General features: G+C 58.4%; 20 protein-coding genes and 2 pseudogenes. 15 read left to right on the top strand and 7 right to left on the bottom strand.

The genetic code is table 11. The features are described 5' to 3' along the window. Position 1: 1 nt before the first annotated feature. The 4 genes and pseudogenes from ABJI08_RS02100 to ABJI08_RS02085 all read left to right on the top strand — a co-directional run bounded on the left by ABJI08_RS02100 (position 2) and on the right by ABJI08_RS02085 (position 2,252). The gene (locus ABJI08_RS02100) at positions 2-754 is read left to right on the top strand and encodes an SDR family oxidoreductase (RefSeq protein WP_348400173.1); all 753 of its coding nucleotides are present in this window, start codon (positions 2-4) and stop codon (positions 752-754) included. A gap of 172 nt (positions 755-926) precedes the next feature. Next, positions 927-1,163, top strand: a pseudogene (prpE, locus tag ABJI08_RS02095) (propionyl-CoA synthetase); the annotation flags it as partial. Continuing rightward, entirely contained in the window at positions 1,156-1,500 is a 345-nt protein-coding gene (locus ABJI08_RS02090) for a RidA family protein (protein WP_348400172.1), read from the top strand. The pseudogene prpE and the gene ABJI08_RS02090, both read left to right, overlap by 8 nt. 15 nt (positions 1,501-1,515) lie before the next feature. Continuing rightward, positions 1,516-2,252 (top strand): annotated as a pseudogene (locus ABJI08_RS02085) (amino acid ABC transporter ATP-binding protein). 25 nt (positions 2,253-2,277) lie between these two features. Here ABJI08_RS02085 and betI read toward each other — a convergent pair. After that, positions 2,278-2,874 carry a transcriptional regulator BetI gene (gene betI / locus ABJI08_RS02080; RefSeq protein WP_348400171.1) on the bottom strand — a complete coding sequence of 199 codons (597 nt, stop codon included), beginning with the start codon at positions 2,872-2,874 and terminating at the stop codon, positions 2,278-2,280. 177 nt (positions 2,875-3,051) lie between these two features. Here betI and ABJI08_RS02075 point away from each other — a divergent pair, with 177 nt between their 5' ends. Both ABJI08_RS02075 and ABJI08_RS02070 read left to right on the top strand, forming a co-directional pair. Then, positions 3,052-4,260, top strand: a complete 1,209-nt coding sequence (locus ABJI08_RS02075) for a BCCT family transporter (protein ID WP_348400192.1) — start codon at positions 3,052-3,054, stop codon at positions 4,258-4,260. 73 nt (positions 4,261-4,333) lie between these two features. After that, on the top strand, positions 4,334-5,281 hold the full coding sequence (locus tag ABJI08_RS02070) for a GNAT family N-acetyltransferase (RefSeq protein ID WP_348400170.1): 948 nt from the start codon (positions 4,334-4,336) through the stop codon (positions 5,279-5,281). 76 nt (positions 5,282-5,357) lie between these two features. Here ABJI08_RS02070 and ABJI08_RS02065 read toward each other — a convergent pair whose 3' ends face one another. Continuing rightward, a complete protein-coding gene (locus ABJI08_RS02065; protein WP_348400169.1) occupies positions 5,358-6,050 on the bottom strand; it encodes a helix-turn-helix domain-containing protein in 693 nt (230 codons plus the stop codon). A gap of 390 nt (positions 6,051-6,440) precedes the next feature. On the opposite strand from ABJI08_RS02065, the gene gntH reads away from it, so the two are divergent. After that, entirely contained in the window at positions 6,441-7,883 is a 1,443-nt protein-coding gene (gntH, locus tag ABJI08_RS02060) for a guanitoxin biosynthesis MBL fold metallo-hydrolase GntH (protein ID WP_348400168.1), read from the top strand. A 79-nt stretch (positions 7,884-7,962) separates the two neighbouring features. Here the strand turns inward: gntH and ABJI08_RS02055 are convergent, their stop codons facing one another. The 4 genes from ABJI08_RS02055 to ABJI08_RS02040 are packed head-to-tail and all read right to left on the bottom strand — an operon-like array spanning position 7,963 to position 13,869. Continuing rightward, positions 7,963-9,447, bottom strand: a complete 1,485-nt coding sequence (locus tag ABJI08_RS02055) for a hypothetical protein (RefSeq protein WP_348400167.1) — start codon at positions 9,445-9,447, stop codon at positions 7,963-7,965. Further along, positions 9,447-11,105 carry a CHAT domain-containing protein gene (locus ABJI08_RS02050; protein ID WP_348400166.1) on the bottom strand — a complete coding sequence of 553 codons (1,659 nt, stop codon included), beginning with the start codon at positions 11,103-11,105 and terminating at the stop codon, positions 9,447-9,449. Before ABJI08_RS02050 ends, ABJI08_RS02055 begins: the two co-directional genes overlap by 1 nt. Positions 11,106-11,107: 2 nt before the next feature. Continuing rightward, positions 11,108-13,210, bottom strand: a complete 2,103-nt coding sequence (locus ABJI08_RS02045; RefSeq protein ID WP_348400165.1) for a caspase family protein — start codon at positions 13,208-13,210, stop codon at positions 11,108-11,110. 11 nt (positions 13,211-13,221) lie between these two features. Further along, entirely contained in the window at positions 13,222-13,869 is a 648-nt protein-coding gene (locus ABJI08_RS02040) for a hypothetical protein (RefSeq protein WP_348400164.1), read from the bottom strand. A gap of 184 nt (positions 13,870-14,053) precedes the next feature. On the opposite strand from ABJI08_RS02040, the gene ABJI08_RS02035 reads away from it, so the two are divergent. The 8 genes from ABJI08_RS02035 (at position 14,054) to ABJI08_RS02000 (ending at position 23,856) form a co-directional block, all read left to right on the top strand. Then, complete coding sequence (locus tag ABJI08_RS02035; RefSeq protein WP_348400163.1) at positions 14,054-15,349, top strand: trypsin-like peptidase domain-containing protein; 1,296 nt, start codon at positions 14,054-14,056, stop codon at positions 15,347-15,349. 22 nt (positions 15,350-15,371) lie between these two features. Then, the gene (locus ABJI08_RS02030; RefSeq protein WP_348400162.1) at positions 15,372-16,073 is read left to right on the top strand and encodes a response regulator transcription factor; all 702 of its coding nucleotides are present in this window, start codon (positions 15,372-15,374) and stop codon (positions 16,071-16,073) included. 3 nt (positions 16,074-16,076) lie between these two features. After that, positions 16,077-17,447, top strand: coding sequence for an ATP-binding protein (locus ABJI08_RS02025; RefSeq protein WP_348400161.1), 1,371 nt, complete (start codon positions 16,077-16,079; stop codon positions 17,445-17,447). 72 nt (positions 17,448-17,519) lie between these two features. Further along, on the top strand, positions 17,520-18,899 hold the full coding sequence (locus ABJI08_RS02020; RefSeq protein ID WP_348400160.1) for a patatin-like phospholipase family protein: 1,380 nt from the start codon (positions 17,520-17,522) through the stop codon (positions 18,897-18,899). A gap of 66 nt (positions 18,900-18,965) precedes the next feature. Beyond that, positions 18,966-21,038 (top strand): caspase family protein, encoded by a 2,073-nt coding sequence (locus tag ABJI08_RS02015; protein ID WP_348400159.1) that lies wholly within the window; start codon positions 18,966-18,968, stop codon positions 21,036-21,038. Between the two features lie 18 nt (positions 21,039-21,056). Continuing rightward, complete coding sequence (locus tag ABJI08_RS02010) at positions 21,057-22,115, top strand: serine protease (protein WP_348400158.1); 1,059 nt, start codon at positions 21,057-21,059, stop codon at positions 22,113-22,115. 173 nt (positions 22,116-22,288) lie between these two features. Next, positions 22,289-22,600, top strand: a complete 312-nt coding sequence (locus tag ABJI08_RS02005; protein WP_348400157.1) for a Dabb family protein — start codon at positions 22,289-22,291, stop codon at positions 22,598-22,600. Beyond that, a complete protein-coding gene (locus ABJI08_RS02000) occupies positions 22,600-23,856 on the top strand; it encodes a glycerate kinase (RefSeq protein WP_348400156.1) in 1,257 nt (418 codons plus the stop codon). The genes ABJI08_RS02005 and ABJI08_RS02000 overlap by 1 nt, the downstream gene beginning before the upstream one ends. Positions 23,857-23,941: 85 nt before the next feature. Here the strand turns inward: ABJI08_RS02000 and ABJI08_RS01995 are convergent, their stop codons facing one another. Then, positions 23,942-24,673, bottom strand: a complete 732-nt coding sequence (locus ABJI08_RS01995) for an isochorismatase family protein (protein WP_348400155.1) — start codon at positions 24,671-24,673, stop codon at positions 23,942-23,944. Between the last annotated feature and the right edge of the window lie 128 nt (positions 24,674-24,801).

Genomic DNA, 24,801 nt, shown 5'->3' with positions numbered 1-24,801 from the left:
TATGAGCAAACAACCAATCGCGCTGGTCACTGGCGCCGCCCAAGGCATCGGCTACGCCTGTGCAGAGGCCCTCGCAGAAGATGGCGCCAAGCTGATTTTGGCTGACATTAACGCCGAAGGTGTCGCGGCAGCGGCAGAAAAACTGGGCGGCGGTGCCGTGGGTATGACCTGTGACATGGGCGACGCGGCCCAGATCAATGCCATGTTCGACACCATCGAAGCCGAGCACGGCGATGTTGAAATACTTGTGAACAATGCCGGAATCGCGATGCCCGGTGATTTTCTTGAAACCTCGATCGAGAGCTTTCAAAAGGTGATTGATGTGAACCTGACCGGGACGTTTGTTGCGTTGCAACGTGCGGCCAAAACCATGGTGGCCAAGAATATCGAAGGCGCGATTGTGAACATGTCGTCGGTCAATGCGGTTGTGGCGATCCCGTCAATTCCTGCGTATTGCGCGTCAAAGGGCGGCGTGATGCAGTTGACCAAGGCAACTGCGCTTGCCCTTGCGCCGCACAACATTCGTGTGAATGCTGTGGGGCCCGGATCGATTGATACCGAAATGATGGCTGGTGTGAACGCGAACCCTGAAGCCATGAAAATGGTCATGTCACGCACTCCGCTGAAACGTATTGGAGAACCGCGCGACATTGGCGATGCCGTCGCATTTCTGGCCAGCAATAAAGCAAAATATATCACCGGGGAAACCATCTATATCGATGGTGGTCGCATCGGTATGAACTACACGTGCTGATGCCATAATGTCGAATTATCCGGAGACCTAGGCCGCGTGGCAGGCTGAACCAGCGGCTTTTTGGGCCAGTGCCTCCGAGGCAATTGATTGATTCACGCCACCGACGTCTGCGTTTAACGCAGACAAGGGATCCGATGGGTGTTGGTTTGATGGTGATCCTGCGGATTTAGAAAAAGAGCTCGTTCAGCTTTTGCGCGCCAAAATCGGTGCGATGGCGGTGTTCAAGCTTGCTGTGCCTGTGCTACGCCTGCCCAGGACGCGGTCGGGTAAAGTGCTGCGTGGGACGAAGCAGAAAATCGCCAATGGCGAAACTTACAAAATACCAGCGGCGATTGACGACCCTTTGATCCTGACCGAAGACTGCAACGCCCTTGCGGCGCGAAATTTGAGTGGAAAACCAAATGATTGAACGCATTCACACCTCTGAACGCATGAGCAAAATCGTTAAGCACAACGGAACCGCATATTTGTGTGGTCAGGTTGGTGCTGGCGACAGCGTTGCCGAACAAACCGCCGATTGTCTGTCGCGCGTCGACGCGCTTTTGATCGAAGCCGGATCGGATCGCGAGCATATCCTTCAGGCGGTTGTCTGGCTTTCTGATATGGCCGATTTCGCCGAAATGAATGCCGTTTGGGATGCTTGGGTGCCGGCGGGGCATGCGCCCGCGCGTGCCTGTGGCGAAGCCAAACTCGCCCGGGATGTCCTGAAAGTTGAGATTATTGTCACCGCCGCCGTCAAACCGTAACCGAGAGGATCACGCATGACCGCCGCAGTAGAAATGAAAGACGTCAATAATTTCTATGCCCCGTTCCATGCGTTGTAAGACAACAATCTGACAGTGGAAAAGGGCGAAAAGATCGTTGTGTGTGGTCCGTCGGGATCGGGTAGATTAACGATGATCCGCACTTTTAATCAGCTGGAAGTACACCAGTCCGGTGAAATCCGGATCAATGGTGATCCGATCAATGCGGATGCGTCCAACATGGAGGGAATGCGCCGCGAGGTTGGCATGTGTTCCCGACATTTCAACCTGTTCCCACATTTGTCGATTTTGGAAAACTGTAGGCTAGCCCCGATGGTGGCCCGCAAGGACTCTCTGTCCAAAGCATAAGCCACCGCAATGGCGTTTCTGAAAGAGGTGCAGATCGCCAATCTGGCGGCGAAATTCCCCGGCCAATTGTCCGGGGGCCAACAGCAACGCGTGACGATCGCCCGCGCCCTGTGCATGAAACCCGAAATCCTTTTGATTGACGAACCGACACCCGCGCTTGACCCGAGATGATCGGCGAAGTTCTGGACGTAACGGAAACTTTGGCCCGCGAAGGCATGACCGTGGTTTGTGCGACCCACGAAATGGGGTTTGCCCGCAAGGTTGCGGATCGCGTCATCTTTATGGATGCCGGTGAAATCATTGAGGAACACGATCCGGAAACGTTCTTTACGTCACCGGGAAACGAACGGACGCGTACCTTCTTGGATCAAGTTCTGTCACATTAAGCGTCAACTCTTTGCACTTGGCGCGTCACATTCTGCTTTGTGAACCGTTCCAAATGGTCTGGTTCACAAACAGTGTGGCTTCGCTTTGCAGATCCGGCAGGTTCAGCGTTTCTGCCGATTGCGCGATCTGGACCCAGACACCATCCATGTAGCCCTGAATCGCGTTTGTCTTAACGGTCAGATCCTGTGACGGAACAAGTTCGCGCAAAGAAAACATAACGTTGCTTTTCACACGTGCGCGGTTAATCCGATGAAGGCGCGCCAGCTTGGGATGGTATGGCGCAAAGGCCCAGAACTGCGTCCATACCCGGCATGTTTCTTTCGACAGAAAAAACCCGTCAAAGTTGGCCTGCACCACTGCGTGCAGTCGCTCTTCTGGGGTTTTGGCATCTTTCAACCAGCTATGATGCGCGGTTTTGAGGGCGTTCAAAAGATGAAGCATGGTCGCCTCAAGCAAGGCCTCTTTTCCTCCAAAATAGTAGTGAATGCTGCCGGTTGACACCTGAGCATCTTTTGCAATTCGCGAAACAGTCAGATCAGCAAACCCCTGTTCATAGATGGCCGCAATTGTGGCCTGAATCAGCTCTTCGCGGCGAATTTCACTGATCGTGGAACGAGTCATTTTATGCGTCTCCCGAGGTCTGGAGAGTCATACATCGAAAAAAATATAGCACAAATGTGCAATTTTCGGTATCAGTAATCAATAAATTGAATGAATGGCCAATTTATCGCTAGGGAAACGCGGAACTGAGGCTTGATTTTTTGAGTCAAACGGGAGGGACTTTTAATGGCGACTTTGCTGTCGATAATTATCACCTTTGGGATTGTGCTGGCGCTTGCGCTGGTCACGATCTGCGTCGTGAAATGGTGGAACCTGCGCGTGATCGGCGTGACCCCGGTGCCGCTGTTCACCTTTATGGCGATTTTGTTCACGTCCGGGCTGGATGTGGGGCTGATCATGTTCCCGCTGGGAGAATTCCCAACCTATGCCAACCCTGAAAACGTCGGGGATTATGGTTTTACCAACCCACTGGCGATTGAATTTGGGTTTTGGGGCTTTCTGATCTGGGGCTTTTATTTCCTGACCAGTTTCTACTTTTGTGTTGTCGAGCCACGGGTGAAATTCTTTGAAATTCCCTTTGTGAAAATCCTCAACAACATTGTCATCGTCGGCACATGTGCATTCACAGCCAGCTTGTTTCTGGTCTATCTGCCCTTCTATGTGCCCGAGATCGGAGACGGCGAAACTGTTCTGACGACATTCTATGTGGTTGTGTTCTGTGTGATCCTGGCTGCCGCCTATTCCAGCACCGACATCAAATTTGTGCGCGTGCTTAGCGTCGGATCAACGGTGATGTTCCTGGGCCTGATCGTGTTCATGTGGCTTTATGCAGGCATGGGTCTCGGCGCGATGGCCACCAAATTGGGGGAACTCACTTCAGGCTATTTCACCAACATCCACAAATTTGTAACACCCATCAACGATTACCACGAATTCTACCTGTTCTGGTGGTTCGCATGGTCGATCATGATTGGTCAGTTCACATCGCGATTTGTTGGCGGCATGCGCACTCAATACCTGTTGCTGGCGCTTCTATTCATTCCGTCTATCCCGCTCGCGGTCTGGTTTTCGGTTCTGTATTTTTACTATTCAAATGGTATTGATACCACTGGCCTGCTGAACATCTCGATGGTGATTGTTGGTGTGACGTTTGTGATTAACTCGCTGGACAGCCTGATCCGTCTGTATTCGGATAACCTGTCACTGACCCCGGCAAGGATGGGTAAAGCGGGTTACGTGGCGGCGAATGTCGCTGTCTTGTTCGGTCTGACGCTGCTGTTCAAATCTCAGTGGCTGCAAATCCAGTGGATTGGCGCGGTTGTCGTCGGGATTTATCTGGCCTGCGTCGTCTATATCTTCACGAAGAAGCGCGCAGAGGTCGCCTCGATCAAAGGCTCGCCTGAGGAAAACGCGCTGGATTTCTCGAAAATCGAAGCGACACATTAATCCCCGTCGATCTGCCCCCGCCTCTCCTCGAAAACTGGGGGCAGACTGACCCAAGCAAGCGTTCGCTTCCGACTTGAAGCGGACGCTTGCCGTTAACCCCATCCAAATTCTGCGCATTGATCGTCTTGACATGGGGCGATGGGATGACATCGTGACAGCGCCGCGTAGCGACGAGACAGACAAGGGAACCGGGATGAATATGCGCATCGCGAATTTGAAGGACCTGGCGCAGATTTTGGATTGGGCCGCCGACGAAGGGTGGAACCCCGGGCTGGGCGATGCGGCGGGGTTCTTTGCGGCGGACCCGGACGGTTTTTTTGTAGCAGAGCAAGGCGGCGCGTTGGTTGCGGCGATCTCGGTGGTCGCGCATTCTGCTGAGTTTGCGTTTCTTGGTCTGTACCTGTGCCACCCGGAATTCCGTGGGCAGGGCATTGGGTATTCTCTTTGGAAACATGCACTCGACCATGCGGGAACGCGGACTGTTGGGTTGGACGGTGTGGCCGATCAGCAAGCCAATTATGCCAAGTCCGGATTTGTCAAAACCGGGTCATCTGTTCGTTATGAAGGGGTGCTACCCCCGGTTGCCAGCCGGAATGTGCGCCTGGCCGATGATGCGGATGCGGGTGTCATTTCGACGTTGGATCAACAGGCCAACGGTGTCACGCGGCCCCGGTTTCTGAACGCATGGATCGCGCAAACAGACACGCGCAAAACGCTTGTTCTATGTTCAGGGTCTGAGGTGACGGGGTTTGCCACGATCCGGCGGTGCCGTCAGGGCGTCAAGGTTGGTCCGGTGATCGCGCCGGACACGGCACAGGCATTGGAACTGACCAAAGGTGCGCTACAGGCTTTGCCGTCGGACCATGTGATTATTGATGTACCGTCCGAAAATACAGCGCTGACCAATACATTGATTGGGGCTGGATTTGAGAGCAGCTTCGCAACCGCGCGCATGTGGCGGGGCACACCGCCAGTGGCGTCGGGGACCTTAGCGGCCATCGCGACAATGGAACTGGGATAGGTTGAAAACCCGCGTCGGCGCTGCGTCGGTATTCCGTCGGTATTTCAGCAGTATGGATTTGCCTATCCGCCTCGCCCTAATTGACATTGTTGAGCGTGTCAGACGGGCGTTCTCCGAACGCGGCGCGGTAGTCGGTAGCAAACTGGCCAACATGACTGAACCCGTGGCGTGCCATGATGTCACCCACACGCGCGGAATTTGACGTACGGCGTTTCAAATCCTGGCGTGCACCTGACAGGCGGCGTAGTTTCATAAAGGCTGCGGGGCTGACCCCCAGATGGTCGCGGAATGCCGTTTCAAGCGTGCGTCTGGATGTTCCGGCAATTCTGCAGAGTTCAGCCACGGTATGTTGTTGATGCGGGGTGTCTCCGATCAATTCGAGGCTTTGGCGCAAGGCGCGTTCATGGGCGCGTTCGTGGCGGGCGCCCTGATGAATGCCGGCATGCAAAACCCATGAAACCGTCAGGTGATCTGTGATGTCAGTGACCGCGGAAACCGTGGCTTCTGAAGCCTGAAGAACGCAGGCCTGCGCCAGATGAAGCGCGCGCGCATAAAGGGCTGGAGCCGGGCGAAACACCTCTGGTCGCCGATGCAGTGCGGGCAACCGGATATGTTCGCGTTCGGCCACCCGTTCGACATAGGTTTCGTCGATCGACAAACAGAAATTATTAAAATCCGGCCCGGACAAACAGTTTAAATCTGCGCCTTCGTGGAAAACCAATATATTGTTGTTCGACACAAACTGATGACGCCACCAAAGGTCATTCATTGTAGGGGGGAGGAGGACAAATGTGTGACGCTTGGCAGGGGGAGCTCCGGCTTGCATCAGAGCGGACCTGATAACCGAGGATCCGAAGTCTACTTGTCCATAGCGGGCTTGAAACAAATCGGCCACAATGTCGCCGTCGGGGGACTTAGCTAACGGCGCAAAGTCCAAGTCCCATAATCGAGCGGCATCGCAGAAGTGATCTACATCCGCAAAAGACGTCTGAAGAAGTAAGTTTCCCTGCTCGCTCAACTGTTGAATGCCTTTTGGCCGACTAAATTCAAAGGTGCAAAATTCGCGTCTGATCGTCTTGGAAATTGCGCAAAATCGATCATGATTTCCGCGCTTGGGTAGTAGCGTAGGACGGATGAGAACTTTGCGGAAGGAAAATCGATGAAACGCATACGGAACGCCGCGTCAGGGTTGGCCGTCTTGATGGCTATTGCGCTGGCTGCGCCAGTTGGTGCGCAACCACCCGAGGTTCAGGACCCGTCTTCAACAGAGGATATTCAGGCCGCGCTGGGCGGCGGTGTTCCGATGGGGCGCTGGAAGGAAGGTCTGACGTTTGAGGGAATTTCGCCGCAACCCTGGTTACAGAGCGCCGCAAACTGGTTTCCGCGTACTGAGGACGTGCAACCCAATGAGATGCGGATCATCTTTATGGGGTCCGCGCCTTTCATTCGCCCGGGCCAGATGAATACCGCCATTCTCGTTGAGTTGGGCAATGGCAAAATCTTTATGTTCGACATTGGTGAGGGGTCACCCGCCAATATCATTGCCAGTGGCTATGCCTTGAATGAAATTTCGGACGTGTTCATCACTCACTTGCATGTCGACCACTTTGGCGGCCTGCCTTATCTGTGGATGTTTGGTACTTGGGCCGGGGGGTGGCATGAACAGCTCACCGTGCATGGCCCATCAGGGCGAACCGAAGAATACGGCACCGCGACCATGGTGAAAGGCATGAAGATGATGACCGGCTGGCACCGGGACGCGTTCAGCGTGTTTCCGGTCGGAAAAGGCTGGGATATCATCGTCAATGAATTTGATTTCCGCGACAATGGCGGCGTAATCTACGACGAAGACGGCGTACAGGTCACCCACTGGCAACGCAGCCATGCCAAGGACGGCGCGTCTGGCTATCGGTTGGATTGGAACGGTCTGTGCTTTATCTGGACAGGGGACGGTCGGCCCAACATGATCGACATTCCTTATGCCAAGGGTTGTGATGTTTTCGTGACCGAGCAACAGCAGGAAATCATCGAGATTTCGTCTGGAGTTCAGGGCGTGCCGCCGTTTTTGGGGCGCTATACCGTGGATACGCATCACACGCCCAGTTATGCCGCCGGGTACATTGCCAGTCTGGTTCAGCCACGGCTGCTGATGAACACGCACATGAGCTATGATCCCTATCAGATCGAGGAAACCGTTGCGGAAATCCGGGAACACTGGAAGGGGCCGTATCATTTTGGTGCGCCGGACGGGATCGTTGTGAACGTGACCAAAGATCAGATCTGGGTACGCGAAGGCATTTTGCCCCGGTTCCCGAATTCGCGCGCGCCTCAGTTCGATTTCTCAAATGGTCAGCTGATTGTGCCCAAGCCGCCGCATGCGCGGGAGGACATTCAAGAGGCATACGTACGTGAGATGGAGATTGATCCCGAGATCTACTATCCCGAAGGGTATCATCCTGAGTTGCTGACCAAGTGGCCAGTCGACAGCGATCTGGTTGTGCCGCTGGATGCGCTGCCGGAGAACCTGAAAGACAGCATGGGGGCTGCGTGGCGGCTGCGTGAAAAGAACCGTGAGGTTTTGGAGGCGCAGGGCAAAAACTAGCCCTTCAGCGGACTAGAAAAACACAAGGGCAGGTCCGGTTGGGGCTGCCTTTTTTGGATGGTTATCTGCCCGCGCCGGATCATCTCGAGCGCATCACAATCAGGCAGCTTGTATAGGCGTCGTCCTTGGGGCAGTCTTCGGCACTTTGGCCCGGGTGATCGGTTGCCGAGGCGGCTGTGTGCGCCGCATGCAAGAACAGTTCCAGCGTATCGCGGCTGGCGCGGCGGCCTTGTGTGGCGCCAAAGCTGGTGTCGGATTTGCGTGCCAGATCGGCCTGACGCCATTGCAGCGCCTGACGGGCGTATTCCAGCGTTTTTTCGGGCACAGTGCCGTGTTTAAGCACATTGGCGGCGCTGTAGAGAAAGAAGTCGCGCCCGGCGATCTGGTTGTCCTGATGTGCCTTGAGCACGCGATCGGTGACGTCGATAAAGCGGGTTGTGTCAAACGGTACACCGTCGCCCAGCTGGTCGTAGATAATGACCATTTCGCTGTAGAACTCTGCAACCAATGCGTCGATTTCGAGCCCCGCATCCAGCGCGATGTTGCGGGCTTGTGTCAGCTGATCCAGCGCCTCGTCCGGACGGCCATCCGCATGCGCGAGACTGGCCTGACGTTGCAGCAGCGAATAGCGCTGGCGTGGCGATTTTGCGAGGTCAAAGGCCGCGGCCAACGCCGCCTCTTGGACGTCGGGGCGGTTGATCTCGGCGGCGGCCCCTGCAAGGCCGTCGAACACGTCAAATCCGATGTCAGAGATTTCGGGGGACAGGGTGCCCCACCAGTCGGGTATGCCGCTGAGTTGCCACGGGGTTTGGGTCATATAGCCCAGCGCGCGCAGATAGGCGTTGGCGCTTTCGCGGTGGCGTCCTAGTTTGAACAACGCCTCGCCGGTCAGCTTTTCCGCCTCAAGATTGGTGCCGCGCAGATCCGCCTCGGCAAAGCTCGTGTCCATTGGCAAAAGCGCGGAACCCGACAGCACCAGAACCCGGCCATAAGCGCCCGCATTCAGGGCGTCATAGGCCGCTTGTAGCGTCTCTTTGGCGATGTCGAGCGCTGATTGGTTGAAGTCGGACAATTGCCCCTCTGCCCACAGGTCGGCATGGGCCTGATAGTCGCCAACTGTATCCTCACCAAAGGACGTGATCAGGGTTGGAAGCGCCAGTATCAGCGTGGAATGTGCTTCGGACAGACGGCCCATATCGGCCAGCGCATAGGCGCGCGAGGCCATTAGCGCGGCGCGGAAATCGGCCTGTTCGGGGTTGCCCGCGATCAACGCCAGCCCCTCTTCGGCAACTTGCAATGCATAGGCCGGGTTGTCGGTTTCAAGGCGCAGGTGATCGGCCAGCATGGCATAGAAAATAGCAAAATCCGGGTTGATCACACCAGACGCCTTGGCGGTTTGCAGGAGCGATGTGATCTTGAGCGCAATTTCGTCAAAACTGGCGCCGCGTTCAAACAGCTTGTCCAGGTCTGCCATCGCCGCATCCAGCGTTTCAGGTTGGTCCTGTGCGCTGGTAGGTGGTGCCAGCAGCAGGCAGGTCAGACAAAGAGCCAGAAGAATGCGCATCAATACCCCCCATGTCCGACAACGACAAAAGGGGCCCACGCGGCGGGGTGGGCCAGGCTGGGGTCGCTTTCATCCTGCATCAGGGTCTGCATGGCCTGTTGCAGGGCCTCGGATTTTCGGCGCGTGCCGGGGGCGGCGCTGAGCGCGGTGAATGTGTCGGTGGTCAGCCGGGCGGCGGCATCGTCGCGCACCGGCCAGTGCGACACCAGGAGCGACCGCGCGCCTGCCAGCAGAAAGGCACGCGCCAGCCCGGACAGGCCTTCGGCGTCGGGGCGGCCATCGCTGCCGGCAGTGTTGCAGGCCGACAGCACCACCCAATCAGCAGTAAAAGACATGCTGGCAATCTCGGAACTGGTCAACAGGCCGTCATTGCCCGGTTCAATTTTGTCAGGCGGGGTCAGCACCAACGCCGGTTCCGCGAGCCCGCGCAATTCACCCGACAGCAGCCCGTGGGTGGCAAAAGCAATCACATCAGCGCGGTTCATCGGTGCGGCGCGCACCGCATGTTCGGACGCGTCTGCACCAAGGTGGATGGCGCTGCGGTCGCGTCCCAGTACGTCAGCCAGCCGGTTTATCTCGCGCCTTGTGTTAGGCAGGGGCGCCAACGCGCGGATGCTGTCCAGATCGGCGCCGCCGGAGCGAAAGAACTGACCGTCAGACGTGTTGGAGACTGCGCCGGAAAACACCGGGTCACCAAAACCCAGAAACGCCAGTTGATCAGCGCCGGGCGCAGGTGCGGCGCGGGTGACAAGTGCGAGGCTTTCTACAGAGGGCAAAGTGGTCAGCGCGTGACGCTGAAACAGCCACCCGGTGTTGCGCAACGCCTCGGGGTCATTGTCTTCACCTTTGATCTGAATATCCGTGACCAGCAGGCTCAGGGGCAGGCCGCTGAGCGGGCCGTCCACAACTGTGTATATGTGTTTGATATCAGCAAGATAGGGCTCAATCGGAAAGATCAGTTCGGCATAAAGCAGCCACGCATTGACCCGGTCAAAAGCCGGGATTGCCTCTGCGGAAAAGTCGTCATCCATCGCTTCGGCGCCGCGCAGGGTTGCGCCTGCCTGAAGCGACTGACGGATGGCCGCCACAGAATCGCTCAGTTCGGGTGTGCCCAGCGACAGGCGGTGCCATGTGGCCAGTTCGGGTGTGACCAGCCAGATAAAGCTGCGTCGTTCGCCAGAATAGACAAACAAAAGCGCCTCGTCTGGCTCAAGGTGGCTTTGTACATCCGGCACAGACAGCGGGCGCGGTCGGGCTTTTTGGTCAAAGTCAGGAAAGTCCCGAGAGATGTCTGCATCAAGCGCCGCGACTCGGGTGTTCAGCTGGGTGATGTCTCCGGCCAGACGGGTGAATTCGGCGCGTGCATTGCCCGCATCATCGGTGCCCAGCCGGGCCAGCGCGGCCTCGGCGGTTTCGACCTGATCGGCCAGAACCTGACGCTGTTGCAACGCTTTGGCGAGCGCGTCGTCGCCAGCCGCAAGGCGTTGGCTGGTCTGGTGCAGCGCGCTGCCCGCAGAGGAAAGGAACCCCCATTGCGCCGCCTGAAACGCTTCGTCCAGAAGCGTTGGTTGCACAGCGCGCGGCGCGGCCTCGGTTTGGCAGGCCAATCCGCCGAGCGTGACCATCGTGGCCAGATACAGCACCAGACGGCACAGCATGATTACCCACCCGCCGGAACAGCGTCGATTTCAAATTGCAACACTTGCCCGCCGGGGCCGTCGGTTTCGTCGTCCAGCGCGATGGCGCCCCGGGTGACGCTGCCAAATCCGGCCTGCATAAAGGCCGAGGCAAGGCTGGAGGGGGCCTCGCCACGTGTGGTTTCAAGTTCGTCCTGCTCCATAAAGGCAAGGTTTTCGACCACGGATTGCGGTTTCGCCGGGGTGATCACCATGATCACGCGGTCGCGGCCAAAGGCCGTATCAGTGATGCGCAACAGACCCTTTTTCAGGCTGTCGCCGGGTTGCATGCGCCCCGAGAAAAAGTGACTGACGGAATAGTCGCTGCCCACGTACAGCACGTTCACATCCACCGGCTGATCGGTGTTGTTCTGCGCGAGAATATGCACTTCGTCACCGGGGATCAGCTTGGGCACCGCCACGGTATCAAGCGCGCGCATTTTTTTGTTGCGCTTGTTGCGGGTGCGCAGTTCAACATCGACATCCAGATCGGACACGCCATACCCCGCGCCGATTTTCAGCAGGTTCAGCGCGCGTGACATGTGGGTCAGCGTATCTTCCAAGGTGAGCGCGAGGTCCTCGGGGGATTTGTCATCGACGCCGACTGAGGGGGTTTGTTCCGGGTGTTGTGGATCAAACAGGCCAGTGGAGGGCAGCAGCCAAACTGCGCCGGGGCGGGGGCTGTCGGGCAGGAATGCCATGCGGATGTCAGCGTCTTCTCCGGCGGGGACAAAGTTGATGCGGCTGTTCATCTCGCTATCGTCGCGGATCATATCCAGCGCCTGAGCCAGCGCGGCAGACTGGTCTGTAGTGCCGGATTCAGGCAGGGCCACGGTGAGCGAGAAATCGAGGCTTTCGCCCTGTTTGCGCAGGTAGGCACCTTTGGGGATGTCGTTCATGGCCATCGCCTCTTTGCCGTTGGCGGCGATGGGCACAACCTCGGCTGAAAACGTGTCGGCATAGTCGACCCGGAAATAGCCCAATACCGCGTCGTCGTCGTCGCTGGCGGCCGCGAACAGGGCCAGCTCAGCGCCTTCGGTCAAGTTGTGCAGCGCGCCTGCGGGCACGGTGACAATGCCGTCGCCAATCCCGGCGGGCCATTGAGTGACGGGGGCGACCGGTTCGCCAGAGAACACCACTGTGTCCAGATCGCCTTCGAACATCGGGGTCGAGCGGGCCATGTTTTTCACGGAATACCGGCGCAGTACCTCCTGGCCCAGCTGGCGATAGGTGATGCCGGGATTCTGAGCGAGGGTTTCAAACAGCACAAAGGTAAAGACGCCCTGCGAGCGACGGCCTTTTTTGCCTTTGGGCAGGCGTTTTTCCGGGGTGGTTTCGTTGGTTTGCGCGGCGAAAAAGGCAACAAAACCGCCCTCATCCGTGCCCGGAACCGGGCTTTGGGCGCGGGCGCGTGGATCGGGCAGCGCGCGCGAGGTGCTTTCGGCGTCGGCCAGTATGTGGTCAGGAATGCCCAGTGCGGACGGGTCGAGCTTGCGCAAGCGCACTTCGTCATCTCCGGTGGGCGCAGCGCGGGTGGCGGTACCGGAATGGCAACTGTCAAACACCGCCCAGACAGTGGCGCCCTTGGCGCGCAGCCCGTCGATCATGCGGCCAATCTCGTCATCAACCAGCGCGTTTTCAACCGTGCCGACGCTGTCATTCCAAGGGCCAATGTCGACCGGCAGGAACAGTTCGTCCAGCCCGTCAAGTTCGCTGTCCGGGTCCGTAGCGGGCGCTTGGGAGCCGTGACCGGAGAAGTGCAGATAGACAAAATCGCCGTCCTGAACGCGGGCCTCAAGATCGGCAAAGGCCTGACGAATTGCGGCCAGCGTGGGCGCGGCGGCGTTTTCGACCCCATCGGCCAGCACGGTGATATTGTCCGGCAAAAATGGCGCGCTGGGCGAGGTCGTCAGGAACCGTTGCACCAGATCGATATCGTTGGCGGGACCACGCAGCCAAAAGCGTTCTTCCAGATTGGTATAGGTCGAAGCGCCGATCAGGATGGCGTGGTTGTCACGCGCCAGCGCGGGCAGCGCCAAAAGCGCGGCGGTGGCGCTGGCAAGGAATGTTGTGCGAAACAGGGACATGACCATCCTCCTTAGTTTGTGATTAACGCATATTGGTTGTTGGCATCGCCTTTGTTGCGCACTTCGATGCGAAAGCCGCTGGTGGTGGCCGGACGCCAGCCGCAATAGGCGATGTCGCTGATGTCTGTGTCTGAACAGACCAACCTTCCCTGAGCATCATAAACATAAAGGTTCAGGTCGGTGTTGCCTTTGCCCTCAACGTAAATCTCGGCATAATCACCACCGGTAAAGGGCAGCGATTCATATTCGTCTGTTCCGCCTGCGCCGATGATTGCAACGCTGTAAACCGGGCCGTCCGAAACCCCTTTGGAGGTCTCAAACCGCACATCTTCGATCAGCCCCAAAAGTGCGTCATCGGCGGCGGCCAGCGCGGCGGCTGTCTCCAGCATGGTTTGCCATTCCAGAGTTGTTCCCGTCTCGACCTGCCCGCCGGTGGGCGCGCGGTCTGTGGGCGACAAGGACACAGACTTGCGCAGCTTGGCGGCGGTAAGAACAAGCAGGGGATCCTGTTGGGTTTGTCCCATGGCGAAAAGCTCGGCAGAGAGGCGCAACGCGCTGATCGGGCTTGGCTGCGCTGATGTCTGTGCATGGGCCAGCCCCTGCGCCGTGATGCCGGTTGCCAACACAAGTGCGGCAGTGCAAATGGCTTTGAAGGTCATGAAACTCTCCTGAAAAACGGTGCTCGGTGCAATCAACTTGTCCTTAATCTAAGGAGGCATGTTCCCGTGGAGCAACGGAATTCTGCATCTTCGCCAAATCTAACCGTATTTGTCATGAGCCTTGTCCGGGCGCGCTCGCTAGGGTGGTGGCAGGTTTTGACACTGGTTTCATGAGGAGTCCGACATGCGCATTCTGCCCCGTTTTGTTCTGATCTTGGTCCTGCCGCTGTGGCTGTTTATGGCACCCCAGCTGGCGCAGGCGGCCACCGGTTTGCGGCTGGCGGTCGAGGCGAGTTTTGTGGTGCGCTCTGACGATCTTGAAGAGCGGTTGCTGGGGTCGGGCTTTCGGTTTCTGCGCGCTGATCTGGCGATCACGAACGCGCATGTGGTGGGGTCGTCTGACACGGTTCTGATCGTCGGCGCGGATGGCAGCCGCGAGATTGCGACGGTGATTGCGCGCGATACTGTGCGCGATATCGCGGTGCTGCGCGTGTCGCGGTCTGACGCGTATCTGCGCCCGGCAGAGGGGCAGGGCGTGGTGCTGGGACAGGTCGTATACGCAATTGGCGCGCCTTATGAGGCCGAGTTTTCGCTGAGCCGGGGCATTGTGTCGGCGTTGGAACGCCAGATTGAGGCCAATGTGCCGGTGCGCATGGTTCAGCATGACGCAGCTGTCAATCCGGGCAGCTCGGGCGGTGCGCTGGTGGATGAACACGGGCGGCTTGTGGGCATGAACAGCCAGATCGCGGACGGGTTTCGCAGCTTTATCGGTATTGCCTATGCGATCCCGACCGGGTTGCTGATCGAGATGGTGCAGCGATTGGAACAGGGTGGGGCGACGGACTTGCCCCGACTGGGTTTGCGCACGCGTCCGATCAATCCAAAAATTGCCGCCGCAATGGGCTTGGACCGGCGCGACGGTGTGTTGGTGGATTCAGTGGCCGCTGGCGGCGCGGCTGCGCGCGCCGGAGTGCAACCGGGCGATATCTTGCGCGCTCTGGGCGGGCAGCCGTTAGAGCGGATTGGCGATCTGGCCTTTGCGCTTGAGGCCGTGGCCGGGCAGGACGGTTTTGTTGTTGTGCTGGAGCGGGGCGATAACACACGCGAAGTGACAGTGACAAAAGGGGACCAAACCCCGACCAGCGCGGCGCAAAGCGGCGAGCCGGCACGCCGTCAGGAATACCGGTTTGAGGAGACCGGCATGCAGATTGGCATGGACGGGGTGATCCTGTCGGTGACCGGGCAGAGCCTTGCGCATTATGAAGGCTTGCAGGTCGGCGACCGCATTCTGGCGGTCAACGGTATTGCAGTTGGCGACGGTGTGTTTGAGAGCTTTCGCATCACTGGCCCGGTTTTGTTGTTGCTTGAGATGTCAGACGGGTCAACCAAGCACATAATTCTGGACCCCTGGGCACGTCCCGGACGGATGCGGCCTGTGTCCGGTGCGAATGTGCTTGACGAAACGGTTGTACTCTTTTGAACTTGGCGAAAGGAATTTTACAATGACCAAACCCCCAGTTCTGATTATCGAAGACGATCCCGTCAGCGCCGAAACCATTGCAGAGGTCGCGCAAGGTCTGGGGTGTCACACGCAGATCGAAGACACGTATGACACGGGGCTGGCGGCGGCGACGGGGGGCGTTTTTGAACTGATCATTGTGGATCGGATGTTGCCCGGTGGTGACGGGATCGACGCGATTGCCAAGCTGCGCGGTGCGGGGTCCAATGCGCTGGTGCTGGTGGTCAGTGCGCTGGGCCGGGCCGCCAACAAGATCGAAGGGCTGGAACGCGGCGCGGATGATTATCTGGCCAAGCCGTTTGACGCGGACGAGCTGCGCGCGCGGGTGCAGGCCTTGTTACGCCGCGCCCGGATGCAGACCAGCGACAATGATCTGTTGGTATTTGGCGATCTGGAAATCCGGCTCAAGGCGCGCACGGTGCATTACCAGCTGACCCACATAAAAGTGACACCCAAAGAGTTCGACCTGCTGACGTTCTTTGCCCGGAACGCGGGCGAATCGGTGACGCGCATGCAGTTATTGTCCGAGGTCTGGAACCTGCATTTCGATCCGGGCACCAATGTGGTGGACGTGCATATCAGCCGGTTGCGCCGCAAGCTGGAGGCGGATACCGGCGTGACCTATATTCACACGGCGCGGGGCGAAGGCTATGTATTTTCGCCAGTTGCGCCAGAGGCGGCCTGACTGATGCCGACACGGGCCGCGAAATCCGCCAGTTTGCGTTTGACTGTGTTGATCGCCGGTGTGATGGTGTTGGTGTCGCTGGGCGGTTTGTGGTTCCAATACGGACAGGTTGCGCGCGCCTTTGATGCGCGTCAGGTCGAGGCTTTGCAGGCCGATCTGGACGGGTATTCCGCCTTGTATGATCAACGTCGCATTCCGGCGTTGCGGCAGGCGATGGAGTTTCGTGCGCATGCACAGGTTGGCTATGACCGGGTGTTTTTGCTGCTGGACAAACAGCACGCATTTCTGGGCGGCAACATTCCAGACTGGCCCAAGGGGGTCGATACAAGCGCAACAGAATTTACCGCTGATCCGGTGCAATGGTTCGAATATACGCTACCGAATGGTGAGTCGGGCCGGTTCATGGGCGTGGCGCGGTCGCTGCCCGGTGGGTTTCCGATCCTTGTGGCCACATCGCTGGCACAGAAACAAGCATTGATGGCGGATATGCGGGCGACCATTGCGCTGGCAGGGGGCATTATGGTGGCGCTCAGCATTCTGGCGGGATGGCTGGTCAGCCGCCTTGTGATCACCCGCATTGACCGGGTCAACCGGGTGGTGGATCAGGTGGCCGGTGGCACGCTGGGCGCGCGCATCCCCGGCGCGCGCAGCGACGATGAATTCGGGCGGCTGGAGACCCATGTGCATGACATGCTGGACCGGATCGAGACCCTGCAAAACGCCACCGCGCGTCTGTCTGACAACATTGCTCACGAGCTGCGCACGCCGCTGAACCGCATCCGCCAGGGGCTGGACCGGGTGCAGGGGCAAGACGCGGTTGTCGCCGGGCTGAAAGGCGAACTGAACGACACGGTCCGGGTGTTTGAGGCCCTGCTGGACATTGCCTCGGCCGAAGCTGCAACCGGCGATTTGCCGGGGCTGGCGCCGGTCAACCTGTCTGAGCTGTGCGAACAGTTGTTTGAGTTGTATGAACCGTTGGGCGAAGAGCGCGATTTGCAGGTCGGGGCCGATATTGCGCCAAACCTGTGGGTGGTCGGGGATCGTGCGTTGATTTCGCAGATGGTGGCCAATCTGCTGGACAATGCAATGAAATTCACCGGGGCGGGGGACAGCGTGACGCTGACGCTGGATCACGCAGGCGGGCGGCACCGGATGCGGGTCACGGACACCGGGCCGGGCGTGCCGGTTGAATTGAAAGAGCGGTTGTTTGAGCATTTTTCACGTGGCGAACCGGCGCGCGGCGTGACCGGGCACGGGCTTGGTCTGGCGCTGGTGCGTGCGATTGCGGCGCGCCACGGGGCCAAGCTGCATATTTTGCCGCAAGACAAGGGCTTTGCTGTGGAATGCCTTTGGCCTAAGGTTGACCCGATGTAAGCTGCTGCATCCAAATTGGGTCGAGATTTGATTACAAAACTTTTGCAAAGAGCGGGGGCTGTTGCTGCCATATTGCTGGCGGGCTGCTCGGTCGTGAATGAGCCGATCAATGTCACGTCGCGCGGGGGTATTCCGGGCGGGGCGGTCACGCAAACCACCTATGTTGTCGACGATGTTTTCATAGGGCTGGCGTTTTCCGGCGGGGGCACGCGCGCCTCTTCGTTTTCCTATGGCATGCTGGAAGAACTGCGCGCCAACGGTTTGCTGAAATATGTGCGGCTGGTGTCGGGTGTGTCGGGCGGGTCGGTGACGGCCGCCTATTACGGGCTGACCGGGCCCAAGGGGCTTAAGGGCTACCGCGAGACATACCTTATTCAGGACGCTGAAAAGTATATGGCCAACAATCCGGCCAATCCTTCGGTGTTGATCAAGGGAATTTCGGGCGGGGCCAACAATCGGACCACATTTGCGCGGTTTCTGGACGAAACCATCCTAAAAAACGCGACCTTTGCAGATCTGAAAAAGACCGGGATTGAAACGTGGATCAATGCCAGTGACGTGGCCAATAACACGCCTTTCCTGTTTTCGCCGGAAACATTTGCAGCGCTGTGCAGCGATTTAACCAAGCTGCCCTTGTCCGAGGCTGTGGCCGCATCGGCGGCGTTCCCGTTGGTGTTTTCACCGATCGTTCTGGAAAGCCATCAGGATTGCAATTACCGCGAGCCGGACTGGCTGACCGCGGCGCGCAACAACCCCGAGGCGACCTCGGCGCTGCGGGCGTATGGGCGGGCACTGGAGAGCTATCGTGATCCGTCCAAGGTCAAATATGTCAAACTGCTGGACGGGGCCGTGACCGACAATTTCGGCACCACGGGGCTGTCAGTGGCACGGGCGAAATCGCAGAATGATTATGGCCCGCTCAGCGCGAAACAAGCGGTCAAAATGCGCCGGATGATGTTCCTTGTGGCCAATGCCGGGGTGCAGCAGGACTACGACTGGACGCAAAAGATCGAAGGGCCCGGCGGGGTCGAGCTGGCCATGTCGATTGCCAATTCTTCGATGGGCGCGGCCACACGCGTCGGATTTGACGTGCTGCGGTTGTCGCTGGACCAATGGCATTCTGATCTGGTGGATTGGCGCTGCGCCTTGCCTTTGCCCGAAGTGCAGAAACTGCGCGGCTCGCTTGAGGGGTGGGATTGTCAGGATGTGAAGCTGTTTGTGGGCGAGGTGAACTTTGACCCATTGCCATCAGATATGCGCGACAAGCTTTATGAAGTCCCGACCCGATTGCGATTGCCAGAGGAGCAGGTTGATCTGGTGATCTCGGCGGCGCGCCAGTCCACCCGGCAGAATGCCGAGTTCAACGGCTTTCTGCGCAGTCTGAAATCCGCTGAACCAGTCGAGGGTGCGCGCCGGATTACGCCGAAAAAGACCACCCCGGTTCAGAATTGATGACAAATCCGTTCATGTTCCCGACGATGCTTGATCAAGGCGGAAACCTCAGTATCGTTGGATATTATGACCAAAACAGTTGAGACAAAATCTCATTACACCGGGCTGATCATGACAGTCTTCTGCGCGGCGCTTTATGTCCTGGGCGCCGCGCAATCCCGTGCCGAAACGCGCGCGGTATTGGTGGGGGTCAGCGATTATTATCATCTGGATGCAGACCTGAAGGGGCCACGCAACGATGTGGCGCTGATGATGCGCGCGCTGATCCGGCGCGGCGTTCCTGCGGGCCAGATCACAGTGCTGAGCGAAGGCATCGAAGATGCGCCGACGGGCGTTGTGCAAGATGCGCCGACACGGGCGGGTATACTGGACGCGCTGGACACCATGGCAACGGCCAGCGGGGCTGGCGACACGGCGGTATTCTATTTTTCGGGCCACGGCTCGCAAATGCCGGATCAGGATGGCGACGAACAGGGTGGGTACGATCAGATTTTCCTGCCTGCGGATGCCAAAAACTGGCAGGCCAGCATTGGTGCGGTTGAAAACGCGCTGGTGGATGATGAGTTTCGCGCGTGGTCAGCGCATGTGCTGAGCCGGGGCGCGCAATTGGTGGCGATTGTTGACGCTTGCCATTCGGGCACAGGGTTTCGCGCGCTGGACGGGGCCGCAGGGGTTGCGCGGTATGTCGACCCCGAAACACTGGGTGTGCCGGGGGATGCAGAACCCGGTGACAGCCACAGCGCGGATGCCGGTTTGTCAGGGGATTTTGTGTTCCTTTATTCGTCGCAGTCAGATCAGCGCAGTTTTGAATACCCGTTGGGAGATGGCGATGATCCGGCTAATTGGTACGGTGATTTCACCCGCAATCTGGCAGCGGTGTTAGAGAGTAATGAGACGCTGAGCTATGGTCAGTGGTTGCAGGGCACGCGTGACGGTATGCGCAAGGCGTCTGCCACAGCGACACAGACGCCGGATGGCGAAGGATCGTTGCTGGACATGGCAGTATTTGGCGAAGGCGCTGCGCCGGGTCAGCGGTTGGTGATCAAAGATGGCGCGCTTTTGCAGGGCGCGTTGTCAGGCCTGGCATCCGGTGCAGTGGTGAACGTGTATGATGCGGCCACGGGTGGTGACGCTTTGGGGCAGGCAGAAATTTCCGGTGCCAAACCAACCCGGTCGACCCTGCGGGGCCGCGATGGGTTTGTCTTGCCCAAACTGGGCTACGCTGAAGTGGTTGCGCCGGGCGTGCCCCCGGCAATGATCATCGCGCCACCGCGTTCTGCGATTGAACATGACGGATACGAATACCGCCCCCTGACCGAAGCGTTTGACGTGCTGGCGGCGGATGATCTGGTGGATGGCGTCACGTTTGGCGATCAGGGGTTTGATGCGGCATTGGTCCTGATGGACGGCACGCTGGTGTTAGCTGGGCGGGACGGCGTGGTTGATCCGGGCGGGCCGGAAAGCTCGCCCCGGTTCCGGTTTGATCCTGAGGCGGATGTTCAGGAACAACTGGCAGGCTGGTTAGAGCGTGTCGGCCGGGTGCATCGCCTGACGTCGGTGCTTGAAGGGGTTAAAGGCGGCGGGTTTTCCATTGGCGGGACCGGTCTGAAAGTTGCGCTGGAACGGCGCCCGACGCGCGCACGCGCCAGTGGGTGCGCCAAGCCTAACGGAAGCGAAGCCGTGGATGATGGCGGCGCGCTGCGCCATTGTGATCAGCTTTGGATCAACCTGACCAACCTGTCGCGCAAGGCGCAGGATGTGACCGTGCTTTACGTGGATCGCGATTTTCAGATCAGCGCGCTGTTTCCTGATCCAAACCTGTCCAACCGGGTGGAACCGGGCGGCAAAAAGAACATTGGCATGCGGATCGTGAACAACAGCGCCCCGCAAGACCCGTTTGCCAGCGGGTGGGAGGAAGTGATTGTGTTGGCAGTGCCGGTAGATCCGGACGCCCCCCGGGTCGAATTCACGTCATTGGCAGACGGCGCCCCGACACGCGCCACAGGCCAATCGCCATTGGAAAGCTTTTTGGGGGCGGCTCTGTCTGACGGATCTGAGCGCGCTTTGACATTGGGCGGGACTATGGCACCATTGAAAGTAAACAGATTTGCATTCGAGGTCCTGCCTCGGGAAGATTAATGGAATAGGAGACAAGCGATGAAAACCAAGCTTTTAAGCCATGTGTGTGTGCTGGCGATCACGATGGGATCAGCCTCGGTTGCACAGGAATTTGGCGGCGCGGGCACCGACCCGGTGATGGCCTCGCCTTTTAGGTTTGCAGAAAGCCAGAAAAAGGCGGAACGCGCCAAGGATATCGCGGCCGAGGACAGCGGGTCTAAAGTGATTGGCGGCACCGTGTCGGCGGATGGCGCATGGCCCTGGCAGGTGGCGCTGGTTGTCGGTGGGTATCCATTGCAGCCGGATATTCAGTTCTGCGGCGGGTCTTTGGTACTGGACCGGTGGGTGCTGACGGCGGCGCATTGCATTCACATGGCTGATGACGAAGGCACGTATCGCGACATCGATCCAAGCCGGTTCAACATTGTGGTGGGCACCAACCATCTGGCGCATGGCAACGGTGACATGGTGCCGGTCGAGGCGGTGTTCCGTCATCCTGGCTATGTCGGAACCGAGTTTGACAATGACATTGCGCTGATCAAACTGGCGCGCGCCCCCGGGGTGCAATATCAGACGATCACAGTGCCGGATGCGGAATTTGGCGACTATCTGGAACAGCCCGGCGTGACCACTTATGTCACTGGTTGGGGCCTGATCGAAGGGGCGCAGAACCCGGACCGGTTGCGCGAAGTTCAAATCCAGATGATGGAACGCGACATGTGCAACGGATTATTGCTGGAAGCGCGCGCAGAAGAGGCAGTCAAAGGATTTGGCTATGCCGCAGAGGTGTTTGGCATGGATGTCGCGACCGCCGAACAGGCCTGGTCAGAGTTTGTGCAGCATGTGCCGGAACCGATGACGCCAAATATGATCTGCTCAGGCACATATGAAGGCGGCAAGACATCCTGTCAGGGTGACAGCGGCGGTCCATTGGTGGTGCCGTTGGATGACGGGTCGTTTATTCAGGCAGGCGTTGTGAGCTGGGGCTTGTCCGCCGAAAATGGCAAGACCTGTGCCGAAGACGCGCTGTTTTCGGCTTATACCCGGACTGCGAATTATGTGGACTGGCTGAACGGTACAATCTCGCGCAACAACTGATCTGCGTGAGAGGTCTTTGCGGGACGTCCGAGGTGATCGGGCGTCCCGTTTTTGTCAAAGACAAGGGTGGTCGTCTTGCGCGCAACATGCAGAATTGTCCACTGGAGCGAATGCCTTCGACAACCGGGAATCGCCAGTATTCTGACACCTGACGTCAAGAAAGAAGAAAACACATGATCAGACATTTTGTGCATCTGAGATTTCAAGGCACGGTCAGCCCGCAGGACAAATCCGCGCTTTATGATGATCTGGCGGGGCTGTCAGGCCATATCGACGGTATTCTGGACTTTCAGACCCGCAAAAACGTGTCCGTGGAAACGCCTTTGGTGCGGGGTTTTAACGACATGTTCTGGTTCGATTTTCGAGACGTTGCAGTGCGAGACGCCTATCTGGCCGACCCGGCGCATCAGACGATTGGCGGGCGTATTGTCGAAAAACTTGAAGGTGGCGCGGATGGTGTTTTTGTCTGCGATATAGAGCTGTGATGACCGACCGCGCGATTTTGACCGACTTGTTTGACGCGGCCGTTGCCGCGGCGGACCCGTTGCAGGCGCTGACCCCGCATATGCCCAAACCGCCCAAGGGGCGCACCATCGTGATCGGCGCGGGCAAAGGCGCGGCGCAGCTGGCGCAGGCCTTTGAAACCTTGTGGGAAGGCGCGCTGAGCGGCGTGGTTGTGACCCGATATGGCTATGGCGCCCTGTGTGATCGGATCAAAGTCATGGAAGCCGCGCATCCCGTACCAGACGCGGCCGGGTTAGAGGCAAGCCATGCCTTGCTGGATGCGGTATCGGGGTTGGGGCCGGATGATCTTGTGGTGGCGCTGGTCTGTGGCGGAGGGTCGGCATTGTTGCCCAGCCCGCCCGACGGGCTGTCGCTTGCGGATGAACAGGCGCTGAACACGGCGTTGCTGGCGTCGGGCGCACCGATTTCCGTGATGAACGCGATCCGCAAACATGTCAGCATGATCAAGGGCGGGCGGCTGGCCAAGGCGGCGTATCCGGCGCCGGTGGTGTCGTTGATTGTGTCGGATGTGCCCGGCGATGACCCGGCTCAGGTGGCCTCGGGACCGACGGTGCCGGATGCCGTGTCCCGGGATGACGCGTTGCACCTGATAAAAAGCCATCAAATTGCGATCCCGCCTGCTGTGTTGGCGCACATTCAGGGCGAGACGTCGCACGCGCCGGACCCTGCCGACCCGGCATTTGCCAATCATACGGTCAAGGTGATTGCCTCTGCCGGCGTGTCGCTGGACGCGGCGGCCGTCAAAGCCAGGGCATTGGGGCTTCCTGCGGTGATCCTGTCAGACGCAATAGAAGGAGAAGCCCGCGAGATTGCCAAAATGCACGCGGCCATGGCGTTGGAAGTAAAGGGAAAAAATCGCCCGTTCACCAAACCCGTCGTGATCCTGTCTGGCGGAGAAACCACTGTCACGCTAACTGGCAAGGGGCGCGGCGGGCGCAACACTGAGTTCCTGTTGTCGCTAGCCCAAACGCTGGATGGCGTGGATGGGATCACGGCGTTGGCAGCCGATACGGATGGGATTGACGGATCCGAGGATAACGCGGGTGCGTTTGTGGATGGCGGCACTTGTCGGCGGCTGCGCGAAGCGGGCCGGGATCCGGCGGTTGATCTGGCCAGTAATGACGCGTTCAGCGCATTTGAGGCAATTGGCGATCTGTTTTCACCGGGCCCAACGGGCACCAATGTGAATGATTTCCGCGCTATTCTGATCCGGTAAACGTACGGTACCGTACGCTGGACTGTGCCGTTGAACGACCCGAAAAATTGCGCGGCGGCCCGTGTCAGGTCGCCGCGCTGTTGTTTTAGTCAAGGAAAGCAACCGCCTGATCGGTGTCCCACACCGCGTTTGCAATCATGCTCGCATTTAATATCGCGGCGTCATAGGCATCTTCTCCGGGCGCGCCGACGACGTCTTTGACAACCACCACATTAAAGCCTTGCTCGACCAGTTCGCGCATATGACTGTCAACGCACAGATTGGCCACAAATCCCCCCATGATGACCGTCTGAATACCGCGTTTGCGTAATTGCAGCGCAAGGTCGTTTGAGTCCGGCCCGTACACCTTGTGCGGGGTGGTGATCACCGTGTCGCCATCCAAAATCATCGCCTTGAGTGGGGCATAGAAATCCGCGCCGGACCCTTCGAACCCTTCATATTCTGCCGGGCCGTTGATCTTGAGCAAACCGGCCTCATGCATCAGCGCCTGAACAGGGCCACGATCATGCCAGTGTGCGTCATGCTCAAAATAGCCATGCGGGCTGACGAACACAGGAATATCCCCGTCTTTGGCCGTGCGGATCAGAGTTTCAATGTGATCATTGGACCCCAGTCGCATGACATTTTCGCCCACAAGGCCCCACCCTTTGCCGCCTGAGGACATAAAGTCGTTCTGAGGGTCGACGACCAAAAGGGCGGTTGTGGCCCTGTCGGGCTGAAATCCGGCGTGATCGTCTGCCAGTGCAGTATTTGGGCCAGCGAGAGAAAGCGCCAGAGCAAGAGTGGTGGCGACGGCAATCAGAGGTGTCTGTTTCATTTGGTTTTCCTTTTGTGATGTCCATTGGGTGGGCATGGGCAATCTAGGAAATCGGAAAAAGATAGAGAAATTGTAAGACAAAATTATAAACATTCATAAAAACTATTAATTAATATAAAGCTCCAGCA

Source organism: Shimia sp. (assembly GCF_039969785.1).
Lineage (GTDB): Bacteria > Pseudomonadota > Alphaproteobacteria > Rhodobacterales > Rhodobacteraceae > Shimia.
The sequence above is the reverse complement of the archived record's forward strand: the minus strand, read 5'-3'. Positions and strand labels throughout refer to the sequence as shown.

What these genes read in the sequence shown, in the direction of transcription:
- ABJI08_RS02100 (WP_348400173.1), top strand. Translation starts at nt 2, where the DNA reads ATGAGCAAACAACCAATCGCGCTGGTCACTGGCGCCGCCCAAGGCATC.
- ABJI08_RS02090 (WP_348400172.1), top strand. Translation starts at nt 1,156, where the DNA reads ATGATTGAACGCATTCACACCTCTGAACGCATGAGCAAAATCGTTAAG.
- betI (WP_348400171.1), bottom strand. Translation starts at nt 2,874, where the DNA reads ATGACTCGTTCCACGATCAGTGAAATTCGCCGCGAAGAGCTGATTCAG.
- ABJI08_RS02065 (WP_348400169.1), bottom strand. Translation starts at nt 6,050, where the DNA reads ATGAATGACCTTTGGTGGCGTCATCAGTTTGTGTCGAACAACAATATA.
- gntH (WP_348400168.1), top strand. Translation starts at nt 6,441, where the DNA reads ATGAAACGCATACGGAACGCCGCGTCAGGGTTGGCCGTCTTGATGGCT.
- ABJI08_RS02055 (WP_348400167.1), bottom strand. Translation starts at nt 9,447, where the DNA reads ATGCGCATTCTTCTGGCTCTTTGTCTGACCTGCCTGCTGCTGGCACCA.
- ABJI08_RS02050 (WP_348400166.1), bottom strand. Translation starts at nt 11,105, where the DNA reads ATGCTGTGCCGTCTGGTGCTGTATCTGGCCACGATGGTCACGCTCGGC.
- ABJI08_RS02045 (WP_348400165.1), bottom strand. Translation starts at nt 13,210, where the DNA reads ATGTCCCTGTTTCGCACAACATTCCTTGCCAGCGCCACCGCCGCGCTT.
- ABJI08_RS02040 (WP_348400164.1), bottom strand. Translation starts at nt 13,869, where the DNA reads ATGACCTTCAAAGCCATTTGCACTGCCGCACTTGTGTTGGCAACCGGC.
- ABJI08_RS02035 (WP_348400163.1), top strand. Translation starts at nt 14,054, where the DNA reads ATGCGCATTCTGCCCCGTTTTGTTCTGATCTTGGTCCTGCCGCTGTGG.
- ABJI08_RS02030 (WP_348400162.1), top strand. Translation starts at nt 15,372, where the DNA reads ATGACCAAACCCCCAGTTCTGATTATCGAAGACGATCCCGTCAGCGCC.
- ABJI08_RS02025 (WP_348400161.1), top strand. Translation starts at nt 16,077, where the DNA reads ATGCCGACACGGGCCGCGAAATCCGCCAGTTTGCGTTTGACTGTGTTG.
- ABJI08_RS02015 (WP_348400159.1), top strand. Translation starts at nt 18,966, where the DNA reads ATGACCAAAACAGTTGAGACAAAATCTCATTACACCGGGCTGATCATG.
- ABJI08_RS02010 (WP_348400158.1), top strand. Translation starts at nt 21,057, where the DNA reads ATGAAAACCAAGCTTTTAAGCCATGTGTGTGTGCTGGCGATCACGATG.
- ABJI08_RS02005 (WP_348400157.1), top strand. Translation starts at nt 22,289, where the DNA reads ATGATCAGACATTTTGTGCATCTGAGATTTCAAGGCACGGTCAGCCCG.
- ABJI08_RS02000 (WP_348400156.1), top strand. Translation starts at nt 22,600, where the DNA reads ATGACCGACCGCGCGATTTTGACCGACTTGTTTGACGCGGCCGTTGCC.
- ABJI08_RS01995 (WP_348400155.1), bottom strand. Translation starts at nt 24,673, where the DNA reads ATGAAACAGACACCTCTGATTGCCGTCGCCACCACTCTTGCTCTGGCG.